Origin of the sequence: Salmonella sp. 32082101201600294FB01SM01 (genome assembly GCF_017572865.1) — a bacterium.
Lineage (GTDB): Bacteria > Pseudomonadota > Gammaproteobacteria > Enterobacterales > Enterobacteriaceae > Salmonella > Salmonella enterica.
Genome location: NZ_JAGESB010000002.1, coordinates 688990 through 703145, shown reverse-complemented (window position 1 = coordinate 703145; position 14156 = coordinate 688990). Strand labels below are relative to the sequence as shown.

Annotated in this window: 15 protein-coding genes; 10 read left to right on the top strand and 5 right to left on the bottom strand. The window is 53.9% G+C overall.

The features are described 5' to 3' along the window. Positions 1 to 56: 56 nt before the first annotated feature. The 3 genes from yhcN-B to argR form a co-directional block, all read right to left on the bottom strand. Complete coding sequence (yhcN-B, locus tag J4645_RS13165; protein WP_000853277.1) at positions 57 to 323, bottom strand: DUF1471 family stress response protein YhcN-B; 267 nt, start codon at positions 321 to 323, stop codon at positions 57 to 59. Between the two features lie 103 nt (positions 324 to 426). Then, the gene (yhcN, locus tag J4645_RS13160) at positions 427 to 690 is read right to left on the bottom strand and encodes a peroxide/acid stress response protein YhcN (RefSeq protein WP_001022820.1); all 264 of its coding nucleotides are present in this window, start codon (positions 688 to 690) and stop codon (positions 427 to 429) included. Between the two features lie 364 nt (positions 691 to 1054). Beyond that, complete coding sequence (gene argR / locus J4645_RS13155; protein WP_001257852.1) at positions 1055 to 1525, bottom strand: transcriptional regulator ArgR; 471 nt, start codon at positions 1523 to 1525, stop codon at positions 1055 to 1057. Between the two features lie 414 nt (positions 1526 to 1939). Here argR and mdh point away from each other — a divergent pair, with 414 nt between their 5' ends. The 10 genes from mdh (at position 1940) to J4645_RS13105 (ending at position 11572) form a co-directional block, all read left to right on the top strand. Further along, complete coding sequence (mdh, locus tag J4645_RS13150) at positions 1940 to 2878, top strand: malate dehydrogenase (RefSeq protein WP_000861586.1); 939 nt, start codon at positions 1940 to 1942, stop codon at positions 2876 to 2878. 119 nt (positions 2879 to 2997) lie between these two features. Next, positions 2998 to 3627, top strand: coding sequence for a GntR family transcriptional regulator (locus J4645_RS13145; protein WP_023137159.1), 630 nt, complete (start codon positions 2998 to 3000; stop codon positions 3625 to 3627). Further along, positions 3614 to 4279, top strand: coding sequence for a GntR family transcriptional regulator (locus J4645_RS13140; protein ID WP_001171581.1), 666 nt, complete (start codon positions 3614 to 3616; stop codon positions 4277 to 4279). The genes J4645_RS13145 and J4645_RS13140 overlap by 14 nt, the downstream gene beginning before the upstream one ends. Positions 4280 to 4489: 210 nt before the next feature. Next, positions 4490 to 5758, top strand: coding sequence for an SLC13 family permease (locus tag J4645_RS13135; protein WP_000433390.1), 1269 nt, complete (start codon positions 4490 to 4492; stop codon positions 5756 to 5758). Positions 5759 to 5790: 32 nt separating this feature from the next. Then, positions 5791 to 6690, top strand: a complete 900-nt coding sequence (gene ttdA / locus J4645_RS13130; RefSeq protein WP_000045349.1) for a L(+)-tartrate dehydratase subunit alpha — start codon at positions 5791 to 5793, stop codon at positions 6688 to 6690. Further along, complete coding sequence (gene ttdB / locus J4645_RS13125) at positions 6690 to 7307, top strand: L(+)-tartrate dehydratase subunit beta (RefSeq protein ID WP_023214446.1); 618 nt, start codon at positions 6690 to 6692, stop codon at positions 7305 to 7307. The genes ttdA and ttdB overlap by 1 nt, the downstream gene beginning before the upstream one ends. 156 nt (positions 7308 to 7463) lie before the next feature. Then, positions 7464 to 7712, top strand: a complete 249-nt coding sequence (locus J4645_RS13120) for an oxaloacetate decarboxylase subunit gamma (protein ID WP_001529289.1) — start codon at positions 7464 to 7466, stop codon at positions 7710 to 7712. A gap of 16 nt (positions 7713 to 7728) precedes the next feature. Further along, entirely contained in the window at positions 7729 to 9504 is a 1776-nt protein-coding gene (gene oadA, locus J4645_RS13115; protein ID WP_023214445.1) for a sodium-extruding oxaloacetate decarboxylase subunit alpha, read from the top strand. Positions 9505 to 9519: 15 nt separating this feature from the next. Continuing rightward, on the top strand, positions 9520 to 10821 hold the full coding sequence (locus tag J4645_RS13110; protein ID WP_023214444.1) for an oxalacetate decarboxylase subunit beta: 1302 nt from the start codon (positions 9520 to 9522) through the stop codon (positions 10819 to 10821). 19 nt (positions 10822 to 10840) lie between these two features. After that, complete coding sequence (locus J4645_RS13105; RefSeq protein WP_023208354.1) at positions 10841 to 11572, top strand: triphosphoribosyl-dephospho-CoA synthase; 732 nt, start codon at positions 10841 to 10843, stop codon at positions 11570 to 11572. Positions 11573 to 11605: 33 nt separating this feature from the next. Here J4645_RS13105 and degS read toward each other — a convergent pair whose 3' ends face one another. After that, the gene (gene degS / locus J4645_RS13100; protein ID WP_000497705.1) at positions 11606 to 12676 is read right to left on the bottom strand and encodes an outer membrane-stress sensor serine endopeptidase DegS; all 1071 of its coding nucleotides are present in this window, start codon (positions 12674 to 12676) and stop codon (positions 11606 to 11608) included. Positions 12677 to 12768: 92 nt separating this feature from the next. After that, positions 12769 to 14136, bottom strand: coding sequence for a serine endoprotease DegQ (degQ, locus tag J4645_RS13095; RefSeq protein ID WP_023208355.1), 1368 nt, complete (start codon positions 14134 to 14136; stop codon positions 12769 to 12771). Positions 14137 to 14156 lie beyond the last annotated feature (20 nt).

The window sequence follows — 14156 nt, the reverse complement described above, 5'->3', positions numbered from 1 at the left end:
AGCATAAAAAAGCCCCCGACAGGCGGGGGCAAGTCGTCGGGTTAGACGACGAGGGTTTACTTATACAACTCGGCGGTGGCGTGCCAGTTATCACCTTCTTTTAATTCGATGATGCGATAGCTATTAGCGCCTGCTTTTTCGGCTTTAGCGACGATCTCCTGGCGCATATCCATTGGCGTACTGCCAATCTGCGAGACGGAAATGGTGCCCATCGGTTGCAGATTCTGCGCCTGTTCCGCGTTGACCTGGTGTACTGCGGCATTTGCGCCGAAAGAGAGCAGAGTGGCCAGGCCGAGTGATGCGATAATGTATTTCGTTTTCATGGTCTTTTATTCCTTTATAGGGTCAACCTCGCGGATTAATGGGCTTTTCTTATGCGATATCTCCGCGAAGTAACGACACGTTATATGCGATGGCAGGTGAATTTTATTTGTACAGTTCGGCAGTGGCGTGCCAGTTGCTGCCGCTACGCGCTTCGGTAATGTGGTAGGCCGTAGCGCCTTGTTCATCCGCTTTTTTGCTCAGCATGGCGTTCATATCCATAGGCGATGAGCCGATAGCGCTGACTGAAACCGATCCGATTGCTTCACGATTTTGCGCTTGCTCTGCGCTGATAGGTTCTGCGGCGAAAGCGCCAAAAGAGAGAACGGACAGAACACTTAATGTTGCAACAGTGGTTTTGATATTCATGATTTTTACCTCGTCGAATTCCTTTACTGGGGTCTTTGTTTCGTGACCCTCATCACAAAATTAAGTATACACTAATCACGCGATTAATTAATACCACGCTAATTGTTTCTGCTTTTTAAAGACATTAAAAATTTTATTTTTTATAACGTTATGGAATTAAAATTGCTGTTTTTCGCCGCTGTCTTTTAAAAAATAAAAGAAAATCAATTGGTTAAGAAATTTGGCATTTTGTGCGTTTTTTTGATTTGTCATTCACGTGGTGAATGTTTAAGGGCATGATTTGCCAAATGATAGCCGTACAGGAAAGCGGCGAGGGGAGAGGACAAAAAGGTGCCTCCGCCGTACGACGACGGAGGAAGTGGGACTAGAGCTCTTGTTCAAAAAGTTCCAGAATGGCTTCGTACAGATCTCTTACGGAAAATCCGCTGGCAGGCGTAGTGAAGATAGTATCGTCGCCGGCAATCGTGCCGAGAATACCTTCTGCTTTCCCCAGTGAATCCAGCAGGCGCGCAATGAGTTGTGCCGCGCCGGGGCTGGTATGAATCACCACGACAGCGTCGTTATAGTCGATATCCAGCACCAGATTTTTCAACGGACTGGATGTTGTTGGGACGCCCAGTTCAGCCGGAAGACAGTACACCATTTCCATTTTTGCGTTACGTGTACGCACTGCGCCGAACTTAGTCAACATGCGCGAGACCTTGGACTGATTGATATTTTCAAAGCCCTGATCCTGCAACGCGAGGACGATTTCGCCCTGTGAGCTGAATTTTTCTTCTTTGAGGAGCGCTTTAAACGCTCTTACTAGTTCTTCTTGTTTAGCCGAGCTTCGCATAAGTCACCCGTAATATGGCGGTAGAAACAACATTATTGTGCATACAGATGAATTTTTATGCAAACAGTCTGCCTTGTTTAAGGCTGAAATAATGTTATGAAAGAGCGGAATCTTATCAAATTTCGTTATCAAGAAACATGCCTGTGTCACGCCTCGCAAATAAGATTAAAAGTAAATTAATTGTTATCAAAATGATGTTGTTTTGAGAGGATAGTAGGGTATATTGTCACCACCTGTAGGAACGTTGCTCTCTGGTTGCAGCCGATCCGGATTACGCAAATTAAATGCATAAAAGCCAAAATTGCGCGACTCCGCATTCTTGATGAGTGAGGATTGTAATCATTGAATTTGTGAATTAAGGTCGCCGCCGCGGAGCAATAGACACTTAGCTAATCATATAATAAGGAGTTTAGGATGAAAGTCGCAGTCCTCGGCGCTGCTGGTGGTATCGGTCAGGCGCTGGCATTACTTTTAAAAAACCAACTGCCTTCAGGTTCAGAACTCTCCCTGTACGACATCGCTCCAGTGACTCCCGGTGTGGCCGTTGATTTGAGCCATATCCCCACCGCTGTAAAAATCAAAGGTTTCTCCGGTGAAGACGCAACCCCGGCGCTTGAAGGCGCTGACGTAGTACTGATTTCTGCGGGTGTGGCGCGTAAGCCGGGTATGGACCGTTCCGACCTGTTTAACGTTAACGCCGGCATCGTGAAAAACCTGGTGCAGCAGATCGCTAAAACCTGCCCGAAAGCGTGCGTGGGCATTATCACCAACCCGGTGAACACCACCGTTGCGATTGCGGCGGAAGTGCTGAAAAAAGCAGGCGTATACGACAAAAACAAACTGTTTGGCGTCACCACGCTGGATATCATCCGCTCTAATACCTTTGTTGCAGAGCTGAAAGGTAAGCTGCCAACGGAAGTTGAAGTCCCGGTGATTGGCGGGCACTCCGGCGTGACGATTCTGCCGCTGCTGTCGCAGATTCCAGGCGTAAGTTTTACCGAACAAGAAGCGGCCGAGCTGACTAAACGTATTCAGAACGCCGGTACTGAAGTCGTCGAGGCGAAAGCCGGCGGCGGATCGGCAACCCTCTCTATGGGTCAGGCTGCCGCACGTTTCGGTCTTTCTCTGGTTCGCGCTCTGCAGGGCGAAAAAGGCGTGGTGGAATGCGCCTATGTGGAAGGCGACGGTCAGTATGCCCGTTTCTTCTCTCAGCCGCTGCTGCTGGGTAAAAACGGTGTAGAAGAGCGTAAATCCATCGGCACACTGAGCGCTTTCGAGCAACATTCGCTGGACGCTATGCTGGATACGCTGAAAAAAGATATTCAGTTGGGTGAAGATTTTATTAATAAATAAGCTGTTCCTGCCCGATGCCGGGGCTTTTGCTCCGGCTTCTTTGACTGTAAACAAGCCACGAAATCAAGTACTAAATCTGCTAAACTCCTCACGTCTTATCGGTTATTAACGAGAACGTCGTGAAAAAGATCCAAAGAACGCAAACCCGCGATCACATTACGCAAATGCTTCGCTATGAAATTCTTTCCGGCAATATAAAAGCGGGAGAAGAACTCGCGCAGGAAAGTATTGCGGAGCAGCTCGGTCTTTCACGAATGCCGGTTCGAGAAGCGCTACAGTCACTCGAACAGGAAGGTTTTTTAATCCGACTGCCCAACAGGCACATGCAGGTCGCGCATCTTGAGGCCGATCGCGTGAGTCATATTTTTCGCGTGATTGCCGCGATGGCCGCCGAAATGTTTTCGCTGATACCCAGCGAAGTAGGCGATGCCCTCCTGATACGTGCGCAAGTGCTGGCTGTCGCAGAAGACAAATCCTGCGAACTGGAGTGTCATGCGATGCTGATTTCTTATGTGAATAACCGCTATCTGGAAAAGGTGTATCAGCAGTTCCTGGACGGTTATGTCTCTTATGTTATTTTGCATCTGAAAAAAGATAATCAGGAGTCGGCGCAGCTTTTCGCTGAACTGGCTGACGTCATACGCCAGGGGCGGCGTGATGAGATTGGGCAAGTTATGCAGCGTTATTTCCTCTCTTTAGCAGAAATAATGCGTCAACATATGAAGGATTGGGAAAGTGCAGAAGCCTAAGTTAGGGAAGATTAAGCTTCTTTCAGCGAAAGAACAGGTCGCGGCGGTGCTGCGTAAAGCGATTCTTTCGAGGGAGTTAGTGGAAGGGCAGGAGATTACGTTAGAAGGCATTGCCGGAATGGTCGGCGTGTCCAGTATGCCAGTGCGCGAGGCGTTTCAGATTCTGGCGGCGGATGGGCTGATAAAAGTGCGCCCTAATAAAGGGGCGGTGGTGTTGGGCATCAATGAACAAACGATCCGTGAACACTATGAAATTCGCGCGCTGTTAGAAAGTGAGGCGGTAGCTAAAGCTTCTCGTCCTGGCACCGATATCTCGCGGATAGCCCAGGTGCATTATGCCGCTGAAAAGGCTCTCGCGGAAAATAACTCGGCGGAATACTCCGACCTGAATCAGGCATTTCATATGGAAATATGGAATGTTGCTGGCAACGAAAAAATGAAAATGTTGCTCTGTAATATGTGGAACGGCCTGTCGATGGGCCATAAGGTCACCGAAGAAGAGTATGCCGTGATTTCCATTCAGGAACATAAAAGTATTCTGCAAGCTCTTGAACTTCATGATGAAACATTGGCACGCCAGCGCATGCGCGAACACATTATTCGCTCGATGGAGAATATGCTGACCCGCTATGTTGGTGACCCTTCAGCCTGATCTTTTCGCCTGCGTGAGCATCGCAGGCGCTTCAACCAATTCTTCAATTCTATTAATCACGTCCAGTAACGATCCAACTACGATCTTGATGTAGATCCCACTCCTGCATTTTTCCTGAGAAACGATTTGACTTAGTTTTTGTATGGGAATAATTTCTCCTCGTCAACATTGGATACAATATCATATATCATTGATTGGATAATTATAAATATGGAACCCATTACCCTTACCCTATGTTTATTGGTGTTCGCTATCGTCATGTTTGTATGGGAAAAAGTGCCACTGGCCGTCACTTCCATGATTGTCTGCGTGGCCTTAGTTATCACCGGCGTTCTGAATATCAAACAGGCCTTTGCTGGCTTTATCGACACTAACGTCATCCTCTTTGTCGCGATGTTCATCGTAGGCGGTGCGTTGTTCGAGACCGGTATGGCAAACAAAGTGGGCGGCGTCATCACGCGCTTCGCGAAAACAGAAAAACAGCTGATCTTCACCATTATGGTGGTGGTGGGGTTGATGTCTGGCGTCCTCTCTAACACCGGTACCGCTGCGGTTTTGATTCCGGTGGTGATCGGCGTGGCGGCAAAATCGGGCTTCTCGCGTTCTCGTCTACTGATGCCGCTGGTTTTCGCCGCTGCGTTGGGCGGTAACCTGTCGTTAATTGGCGCGCCGGGAAATCTTATCGCGCAGTCTGCGCTACAGAATATTGGCGGCGGCTTTGGCTTTTTTGAATACGCAAAAATCGGTCTCCCGATGCTCATCTGCGGCATTCTCTACTTCCTGACTATTGGCTATCGCTTTCTGCCGAATAATGCGACCGGCGGTGAGGTGGGGAGCGTCGGGGAGCAACGTGACTACAGCCATGTTCCACAGTGGAAACAACGGCTCTCACTCGTGGTGTTGATCGCAACGATCCTCGGCATGATCTTTGAGAAGAAGATCGGTGTCAGCCTGGCCGTGACCGGTTGTATTGGCGCTCTTGTGCTGGTCGTAAGCGGCGTACTCACGGAAAAACAGGCCTATAAAGCCATTGATTCACAGACTATTTTTATCTTTGGCGGCACCCTGGCGCTGGCAAAAGCGCTGGAAATGACCGGGGCAGGCAAGCTGGTTGCGGACTATGTAATCGGCATGCTGGGGCAAAACTCCTCACCGTTCATGTTGCTGATCGCCGTTTTCGCCTTATCCGTTGTGATGACCAACTTTATGTCCAATACCGCAACGACAGCGCTGTTGGTGCCGGTGAGTTTGTCCATTGCCGCAGGTATGGGGGCCGACCCACGTGCGGTTCTGATGGCGACGGTCATTGGCGGTTCCTGCGCCTACGCAACCCCTATCGGTATGCCTGCCAACATGATGGTGCTCTCCGCGGGTGGCTATAAATTTGTCGACTACGCTAAGGCCGGTATCCCCCTGATTATCGTTTCAACCATTGTCAGCTTGATCCTGCTGCCAATCCTTTTCCCTTTTCATCCGTAATTAACGGAAGCTGTTCTGACTAAGGAGCATTTATGAGCAAAAGTGAACAGATATCCCATATGACCGACGTTATGGCCAAGTTTGTGGGATATACCGGCAAAGTTTTGCCTGATGATGTCACTGCAAAACTGGAAGATTTGCATAAGAAAGAGACCAGTAAACTGGCCGACGTCATCTTTACTACCATGATTGAGAACCAGCGTCTGGCGAAAGAGCTGGATCGTCCTTCCTGCCAGGACACCGGTGTCATTCAGTTTCTGGTGGAGTGCGGGACGAACTTTCCGCTGATTGGCGAGCTGGAAGCGTTGTTGCGTGAGGCGGTGATCAAAGCAACTGTAGATTCTCCGCTGCGCCACAACAGCGTAGAAACTTTTGATGAATACAACACCGGTAAAAACGTGGGTAAAGGTACGCCGACGGTCTTCTGGGAGATCGTTCCCAATTCCGATCAGTGCAGCATTTATACCTATATGGCGGGCGGCGGTTGTTCTCTGCCGGGGAAAGCGATGGTGCTGATGCCGGGTGCAGGCTATGAAGGTGTGACCCGCTTTGTACTGGATGTGATGACCAGCTACGGCCTCAACGCGTGTCCGCCGCTGCTGGTTGGCGTGGGCGTAGCGACCTCTGTTGAAACGGCGGCACTGCTATCGAAAAAAGCGCTGATGCGTCCGATCGGTTCGCATAACGAGAATGAGCGTGCAGCCTCGCTGGAAAAAATGCTGGAAGACGGCATTAACAAAATTGGCCTGGGGCCGCAGGGGATGTCCGGTAATACCTCCGTTATGGGCGTGAACATTGAAAACACCGCGCGTCATCCTTCTACCATCGGCGTGGCGGTAAACGTCGGCTGCTGGTCGCACCGTAAAGGGCACATCGTTTTCGATAAAGATTTGAATTACACCATTACGTCTCACAGCGGAGTGAATTTCTGATGACTAAAAAAATCCTGACTACGCCAATTAAAGATGAAGATTTAGCAGATATTAAGGCTGGCGATATTATTTATCTCAACGGTCATATTGTTACCTGCCGTGACGTAGCTCATCGCCGTTTAATTGAAGGTGGTCGCGAACTTCCGGTAGATGTTCGCGGCGGCGCTATTTTACACGCTGGCCCAATTGTCCGCTCAATTAAAGGCGAAGACGATAAGTTTGAAATGGTCTCCGTTGGACCAACCACCAGCATGCGTATGGAGAAATTCGAAAAAGAATTTATTGCGCAGACCGGCGTGAAATTAATTGTGGGTAAAGGCGGTATGGGTAAAGGTACCGAAGAGGGCTGTGCTGAACACAAAGCGCTGCACTGCGTATTCCCTGCCGGTTGTGCGGTTGTAGCCGCCGTGTGCGTGGACGAAATTGAAGATGCCCAATGGCGCGATCTGGGGATGCCGGAAACGCTGTGGGTCTGCCGGGTTAAAGAGTTTGGCCCGCTGATTGTTTCTATTGATACCCATGGGAATAATCTGTTTGAACAGAACAAAATTATTTTTAATCAGCGTAAAGAGATCGTCGCTGATGAAATATGCCAGAACGTAAGTTTCATCAAATAAACCTGATTACGTAAATTGCACGATAATGGTGGCAATACGTTATGACGATAATAATAACCAAGGGCTCTGGCCGGGGGCGGCTCAGGGAAATCCACCCTTATTATTTCATCGTCATAAATAGCACCATTATCGTGCCTCCTGCCTGAAGGCTATTTTATGACTGATGCAGCTCTGCTATTAGGTGAAGGCTTCACCCTGATGTTCCTCGGCATGGGGTTCGTGCTGGCGTTTCTGTTCCTGCTGATTTTCGCCATCCGCGGCATGTCCGCCGCCGTCAACCGCTTCTTCCCCGAACCGGTCCCGGCGCCGAAGGCGGCACCTGCCGCCGCCGCGCCCGCTGACGACTTCACCCGCTTAAAGCCGGTGATTGCCGCCGCCATTCACCATCACCGCCACCACGTTTAATTTCCCGGAGGGATCCATGACCATTGCCATTACCGATGTCGTCCTGCGCGACGCCCACCAGTCCCTGTTTGCCACCCGTCTGCGTCTTGATGATATGCTGCCGATTGCCGCTCAGCTCGACGACGTGGGCTACTGGTCGCTGGAGTGCTGGGGCGGCGCCACCTTTGACGCCTGCATCCGTTTCCTCGGCGAAGACCCGTGGGTCCGCCTGCGCGAGCTTAAAAAGGCCATGCCCAAAACCCCGCTGCAGATGCTGCTACGCGGGCAGAACCTGCTCGGCTACCGCCACTACGCCGATGACGTGGTGGAACGCTTCGTCGAACGCGCGGTGAAAAACGGCATGGACGTGTTCCGCGTCTTCGACGCCATGAACGACCCGCGCAATATGAAAGCCGCACTGCAGGCGGTGCGCAGCCACGGCGCGCACGCCCAGGGCACGCTCTCCTACACCACCAGCCCGGCGCACACCCTGCAGACCTGGCTGGATTTAACGGAGCAACTGCTGGAAACCGGCGTTGACTCGATTGCCATCAAGGATATGTCCGGCATTCTCACGCCGATGGCGGCGTATGAGCTGGTCAGCGAAATCAAAAAACGTTTTGAGGTGCGCCTGCACCTGCACTGTCACGCCACCACCGGGATGGCGGAGATGGCCCTGCTGAAGGCCATCGAGGCGGGCGTTGACGGCGTGGACACGGCGATTTCCTCCATGAGCGCCACCTACGGCCACCCGGCCACCGAGGCGCTGGTGGCGACGTTGGCAGGTACTGAGCACGACACCGGGCTGGATATCCTGAAGCTGGAAAGCATCGCCGCCTACTTCCGCGAGGTGCGCAAAAAGTATCACGCCTTTGAAGGCCAGCTGAAAGGCTACGACAGCCGCATTCTGGTGGCGCAGGTGCCGGGCGGAATGCTGACCAACCTCGAAAGCCAGCTGAAGCAGCAGAACGCGGCGGACAAACTCGACCAGGTGCTGGCGGAAATCCCCCGCGTGCGCGAGGACCTCGGTTTTATCCCGCTGGTGACCCCCACTTCACAGATTGTCGGCACCCAGGCGGTGCTCAACGTCCTGACCGGCGAACGCTACAAGACCATTGCCAAAGAAACGGCGGGCATTCTGAAAGGCGAATACGGGCACACCCCGGTGCCGGTGAACGCGGTACTGCAGGCGCGGGTGCTGGAAGGGGGCGCTCCGGTGACCTGCCGTCCGGCGGATTTACTCAAACCGGAGCTGGCTGAACTGGAAGCCGACGTCAGGCGCCAGGCGCAGGAGAAGGGCATCCAGCTTGCGGGAAACGCCATCGACGACGTGCTCACCGTGGCGCTGTTCCCGCAAATCGGCCTCAAATTCCTTGAGAACCGCCACAATCCGGCGGCGTTTGAGCCACTGCCGCAGGCGGAAGCCGCGCAGCCTGCCGCTGCCCCGGCAAAAGCCGCAGCTTCCGGTATCTACACCGTCGAAGTGGAAGGCAAAGCCTTTGTGGTCAAAGTCAGCGACGGCGGCGATATCAGCCAGCTTACTGCGGCTGAACCGGCGGCCTCTTCCGCACCGGTTCAGGCCGCCGCCCCCGCAGGCGCAGGCACCCCGGTCACCGCCCCGCTGGCGGGCAACATCTGGAAGGTGATTGCCACCGAGGGCCAGACGGTGGCCGAAGGCGACGTGCTGCTGATTCTGGAAGCCATGAAGATGGAAACCGAAATCCGCGCTGCGCAGGCCGGGACGGTACGCGGTATTGCGGTGAAGTCCGGGGACGCGGTTTCCGTCGGTGACACCCTGATGACGCTGGCGTAAGGACGAGGAGCGGAAATGGAAAGTCTGAACGCCCTGCTTCAGGGCATGGGGCTGATGCACCTTGGCGCAGGCCAGGCCATCATGCTGCTGGTCAGCCTGCTGCTGCTGTGGCTGGCGATTGCGAAAAAGTTCGAGCCGCTGCTGCTGCTGCCGATTGGCTTCGGCGGCCTGCTCTCCAACATCCCGGAAGCGGGCATGGCGCTGACCGCGCTGGAAAGCCTGCTGGCACATCACGACGCCGGGCAGTTGGCGGCGATTGCCGCGAAGCTGAACTGCGCGCCGGACGTGCACGCCATTAAAGAGGCGTTAGCGCTGGCGCTGCCGTCGGTGCAGAGCCAGATGGAGAACCTGGCGGTGGACATGGGCTATACGCCGGGGGTGCTGGCGCTGTTCTACAAAGTGGCGATTGGCTCCGGCGTCGCGCCGCTGGTCATCTTTATGGGCGTGGGCGCGATGACCGACTTCGGCCCGCTGCTGGCGAATCCGCGCACCCTGCTGCTCGGCGCGGCGGCGCAGTTCGGTATCTTCGCCACCGTGCTGGGGGCGCTGACGCTGAACTACTTCGGCCTTATCAGCTTCACCCTGCCGCAGGCGGCGGCCATCGGCATTATCGGCGGCGCGGACGGCCCGACGGCGATTTATCTGTCGGGCAAGCTGGCGCCGGAGCTGCTGGGGGCCATCGCGGTGGCGGCGTACTCGTATATGGCGCTGGTGCCGTTAATCCAGCCGCCGATTATGAAGGCGCTGACCACGGAGACGGAGCGGAAAATCCGCATGGTGCAGCTGCGCACCGTCAGCAAGCGGGAAAAAATCCTCTTCCCGGTGGTGTTGCTCATGCTGGTGGCCCTGCTGCTGCCGGACGCCGCGCCGCTGCTGGGGATGTTCTGCTTTGGCAACCTGATGCGCGAAAGCGGCGTGGTGGAGCGTCTGAGCGACACGGTGCAGAACGGGCTGATTAATACCGTGACCATCTTCCTCGGGCTGTCGGTGGGGGCCAAGCTGGTCGCGGACAAATTCCTGCAGCCGCAGACGCTGGGCATTCTGCTGCTGGGGGTGATTGCGTTCGGGATTGGGACGGCGGCCGGGGTGCTGATGGCGAAGCTGCTGAACCTGTGCAGTAAGAACAAAATCAACCCGCTTATCGGTTCGGCGGGGGTGTCGGCGGTGCCGATGGCAGCCAGGGTGTCGAACAAGGTGGGGCTGGAATCGGACGCACAGAACTTCCTGCTGATGCACGCGATGGGCCCGAACGTGGCGGGGGTTATCGGTTCGGCCATTGCGGCGGGCGTGATGCTCAAGTACGTGCTGGCGATGTAATCCAATCTAATCGGGAGCAGTGATTCTGCTCCCGCAAAATGAGGACACAGTAATGAGTGAAATGGTTGCGTTTCGGCAAGGTACATCCATGCCATCCAGAGAAACCATCTTGCATTATGTTGTTGAGACGGTGAATCAGATAACTGAGCTTGAGCCAGCGCTGCATTTGCTGCCGTGGTCTGGCGTCAACTCAGCAATATATGAGCAACGTTTTGCACAGTGTTACGACGAGGGGCTTTGTGCCGCACAGACGTCGGCACCGAATGTTCCGCAGGGGATTCTGCCATCGACCGATTGGGCTCAGGGTATCGGGTTACTCTGTTTTGCCGCAGGGTATATGAGCGCAGGCGAGCGGCCATTAACACACAATCAGTTATGCGATTTCGTCAAACAGGCGGCTGTTGGTTTATCGCCGATTGAGGGGGAGGCGGCGAGCGGTTTCTCGACGGTACGTAGTATTGCATTACCCGTATTCAGGCGATTACAACGCGATGGTCACGCATCTCGGATCCTGCTGTTACAAACGTTGCTGCATCTGATCGCCTGGAAAAGCGCATCGCAGTATGCGCGTCAACAGGCGCAACGACTGCTCTGGATGGGCGGCATTCTGGGGGAAGGAGGCGAGTCTGGCTTATTGGCACTCGATAAGGTGCTGCGTGAAGAGGCCGTCGGGGAGAAAAGTCTCCCCGCTCTGCTGATCTTCACGAGTTTCCTGGCGCATTTTCCGGCAGGGCCAGTCTTTATTGACTAGCCGTCGAACGACGCGGGCAAAAGCCGCGTCGTTTTAGTTCGACGCCGGGTATTCCTGCACCGTCACCTGGAACGTGAGCTGCTTATCATCCCGCATTACCACGACCGGAATGACGGAGCCCGGGCGGATTTCCGCCACCTGATCCATCGTCTCCAGTGCGGACACAGCGGGTTTATTATTGACCGAAATAATCAAATCATTAACCTGAATACCGGCAAGCGCGGCGGGGCCGTTTGGCGTCACTTCATTAACGACAATGCCCTGAATCGGGTCCATGCCGCTACCCTGCTGCGCGTGCAGCGGCGCGATTTCTCGTCCGCCAATACCGATATAGCCGCGAATCACGCGACCGTCGCGGATAAGCTTATCCATAATTTTCGTGGCTAGCTGGAAGGGAATCGCAAAACCAAGGCCTTCCGGCGTTTCGCCATCGTTACTCTTATCAAAAGAGAGGGTGTTGATCCCCATCAGTTCGCCTAACGAGTTGACCAGCGCGCCGCCGGAATTACCGTGGTTAATCGAGGCGTCGGTCTGGAGAAAATTCTGTCGCCCCGTCGGGTTCAGGCCGATACGACCCGTTGCGCTGATGATCCCCTGGGTGATGGTCTGTCCCAGATTATATGGGTTGCCGATAGCCAGTACGACGTCGCCAATATGCGGTGTACGCTTTGTATTAATCGGGATGGTAGGCAGCCCGCCAGTGGCGTTGATCTTCAGCACCGCCAGATCGGTAAGCGAATCGGAGCCAACCAGTAGCGCTTCAAAGACGCGGCCATCCTGTAGCGCGACGATAATCTGATCGGCATCGTTAATCACGTGCTTGTTGGTAATAATATAACCGCGTTGATCCATGATCACGCCGGAACCCAGCGTGCGGATCTCCAGTTGATTATGCGCGGTACTGTTCATACTGCGGTTATAGACATTGACGACGGCAGGCGCGGCGCGGCGAACCGCAAAATTATAACTGGCTGGCGTCTCATCGGTACTGTCGAATTGCGGGACGGCGATAGGATTAATTTTGCGCAAAGAAGGCATGACGGCCAACAGAATAGCGCCGACAATTAAACCTATTGCGACCGAACGTAAGAGCTTCACAAACATGATGGAGGCGTCGTTAAAAAAGGGAACGGCAGCAGCATACCATGAGTTAACCGGACATCACATCGCAGGCTGATGCCCGGTTTAAGACAGGATTAGCGCAGCAATAGATAAATGTTCTCGTTGCCGCGTACTACCTGAAGAGCAATGATGGACGGTTTTGCCGCCATCACTTTGCGCATTTCGGCGATAGAACTGATACGATCGCGGTTAACGCCGATGATAACATCATCTTTTTGCAAACCGGCCTGCGCGGCAGGACTGCTTTTTTCGACGCTATCAACCTTAACGCCTTTCGTCCCGTCTTTCAGCTGGCCGTCGCTCAACGTCGCGCCTTGCAACGCCGGGGCGATCATTTCGGCGCTGGCGGAAGAAGAGGTATTGGAATCCAGCGTGACTTCCACCTCCAGCGGCTTACCATCGCGCAGCAGGCCCAGCTTCACTTTCGTGCCCGGTTCGGTGGTGGCGATACGTGAACGCAGTTCGGCAAAGCTATTCAGCGGCTTACCGTTAAGACTGATAATCACGTCTCCGGATTTCACCCCGGCCTTCGCCGAACCTGAATTGGGTAAAACCTCGCTGACAAAAGCGCCACGCTGAACGTTCAGTTTGAATGCCTTGGCGATATCAGCGGTCATTTCAGTGCCTTTAATTCCCAGCAATCCGCGTTTGATTTCGCCGAACTGAATCAACTGCTGCGCCAGCGTCTGCGCCATATTGGAAGGAATAGCAAAGCCAATGCCGATACTCCCGCCACCTGGCGCGAGGATCGCGGTATTAATCCCGATCAGCTCGCCGTTCAGGTTAAGCAGCGCGCCGCCGGAGTTGCCGCGGTTAATAGAGGCATCGGTTTGAATAAAGTTCTCAAGCCCTTCCAGATTAAGCCCGCTGCGTCCCAGCGCTGAAATAATCCCGGAGGTGGCGGTTTGCCCAAGACCAAACGGATTACCGACCGCTACGGCGAAATCGCCGACGCGGAGTTTGTCGGAATCGGCGATGGTAATTTGCGTTAACTTGCTGGGATTCTGAATTTGTAACAGAGCGATATCGCTCTGGTCGTCGCCGCCGATCAGCTTCGCGTCGAATTCGCGTCCGTCATTCAGTTGAATGCTGATCTTTTGTGCCTGATTAATCACATGATTATTGGTTAATACATAGCCTTTCGCGGCATCGATAATCACCCCCGAACCGAGTCCTTCAAACGGCTGGGACGGCTGGTCTGGCAGATCCTCGCCAAAGAATTTTTTAAACTCCTCCGGCACTTTTTGGCTCTGGGCGGCGGTTCCCTCGACTTTTACGCTGACGACAGCAGGCAGCACTTTCTCCAGCATAGGGGCAAGGCTTGGCAGCGTCGCCTGGCCTGGCACCTGGCCTGGTATCGATGCAAGGGCTGGAAACGGCGCCGAAAGAGTTAACCCGACACTTAACGCTAATGCACTTAACAGCTGGGTGTGTTTTTTCATGGATGCTGCTCTCGTACCTT

Excerpts from the sequence above, each read along its gene's own strand:
- mdh (WP_000861586.1), top strand. The coding sequence starts at position 1,940 with ATGAAAGTCGCAGTCCTCGGCGCTGCTGGTGGTATCGGTCAGGCGCTG.
- ttdA (WP_000045349.1), top strand. The coding sequence starts at position 5,791 with ATGAGCAAAAGTGAACAGATATCCCATATGACCGACGTTATGGCCAAG.
- degQ (WP_023208355.1), bottom strand. The coding sequence starts at position 14,136 with ATGAAAAAACACACCCAGCTGTTAAGTGCATTAGCGTTAAGTGTCGGG.
- degS (WP_000497705.1), bottom strand. The coding sequence starts at position 12,676 with ATGTTTGTGAAGCTCTTACGTTCGGTCGCAATAGGTTTAATTGTCGGC.
- oadA (WP_023214445.1), top strand. The coding sequence starts at position 7,729 with ATGACCATTGCCATTACCGATGTCGTCCTGCGCGACGCCCACCAGTCC.
- J4645_RS13135 (WP_000433390.1), top strand. The coding sequence starts at position 4,490 with ATGGAACCCATTACCCTTACCCTATGTTTATTGGTGTTCGCTATCGTC.
- yhcN-B (WP_000853277.1), bottom strand. The coding sequence starts at position 323 with ATGAAAACGAAATACATTATCGCATCACTCGGCCTGGCCACTCTGCTC.
- argR (WP_001257852.1), bottom strand. The coding sequence starts at position 1,525 with ATGCGAAGCTCGGCTAAACAAGAAGAACTAGTAAGAGCGTTTAAAGCG.
- yhcN (WP_001022820.1), bottom strand. The coding sequence starts at position 690 with ATGAATATCAAAACCACTGTTGCAACATTAAGTGTTCTGTCCGTTCTC.
- J4645_RS13110 (WP_023214444.1), top strand. The coding sequence starts at position 9,520 with ATGGAAAGTCTGAACGCCCTGCTTCAGGGCATGGGGCTGATGCACCTT.
- ttdB (WP_023214446.1), top strand. The coding sequence starts at position 6,690 with ATGACTAAAAAAATCCTGACTACGCCAATTAAAGATGAAGATTTAGCA.
- J4645_RS13120 (WP_001529289.1), top strand. The coding sequence starts at position 7,464 with ATGACTGATGCAGCTCTGCTATTAGGTGAAGGCTTCACCCTGATGTTC.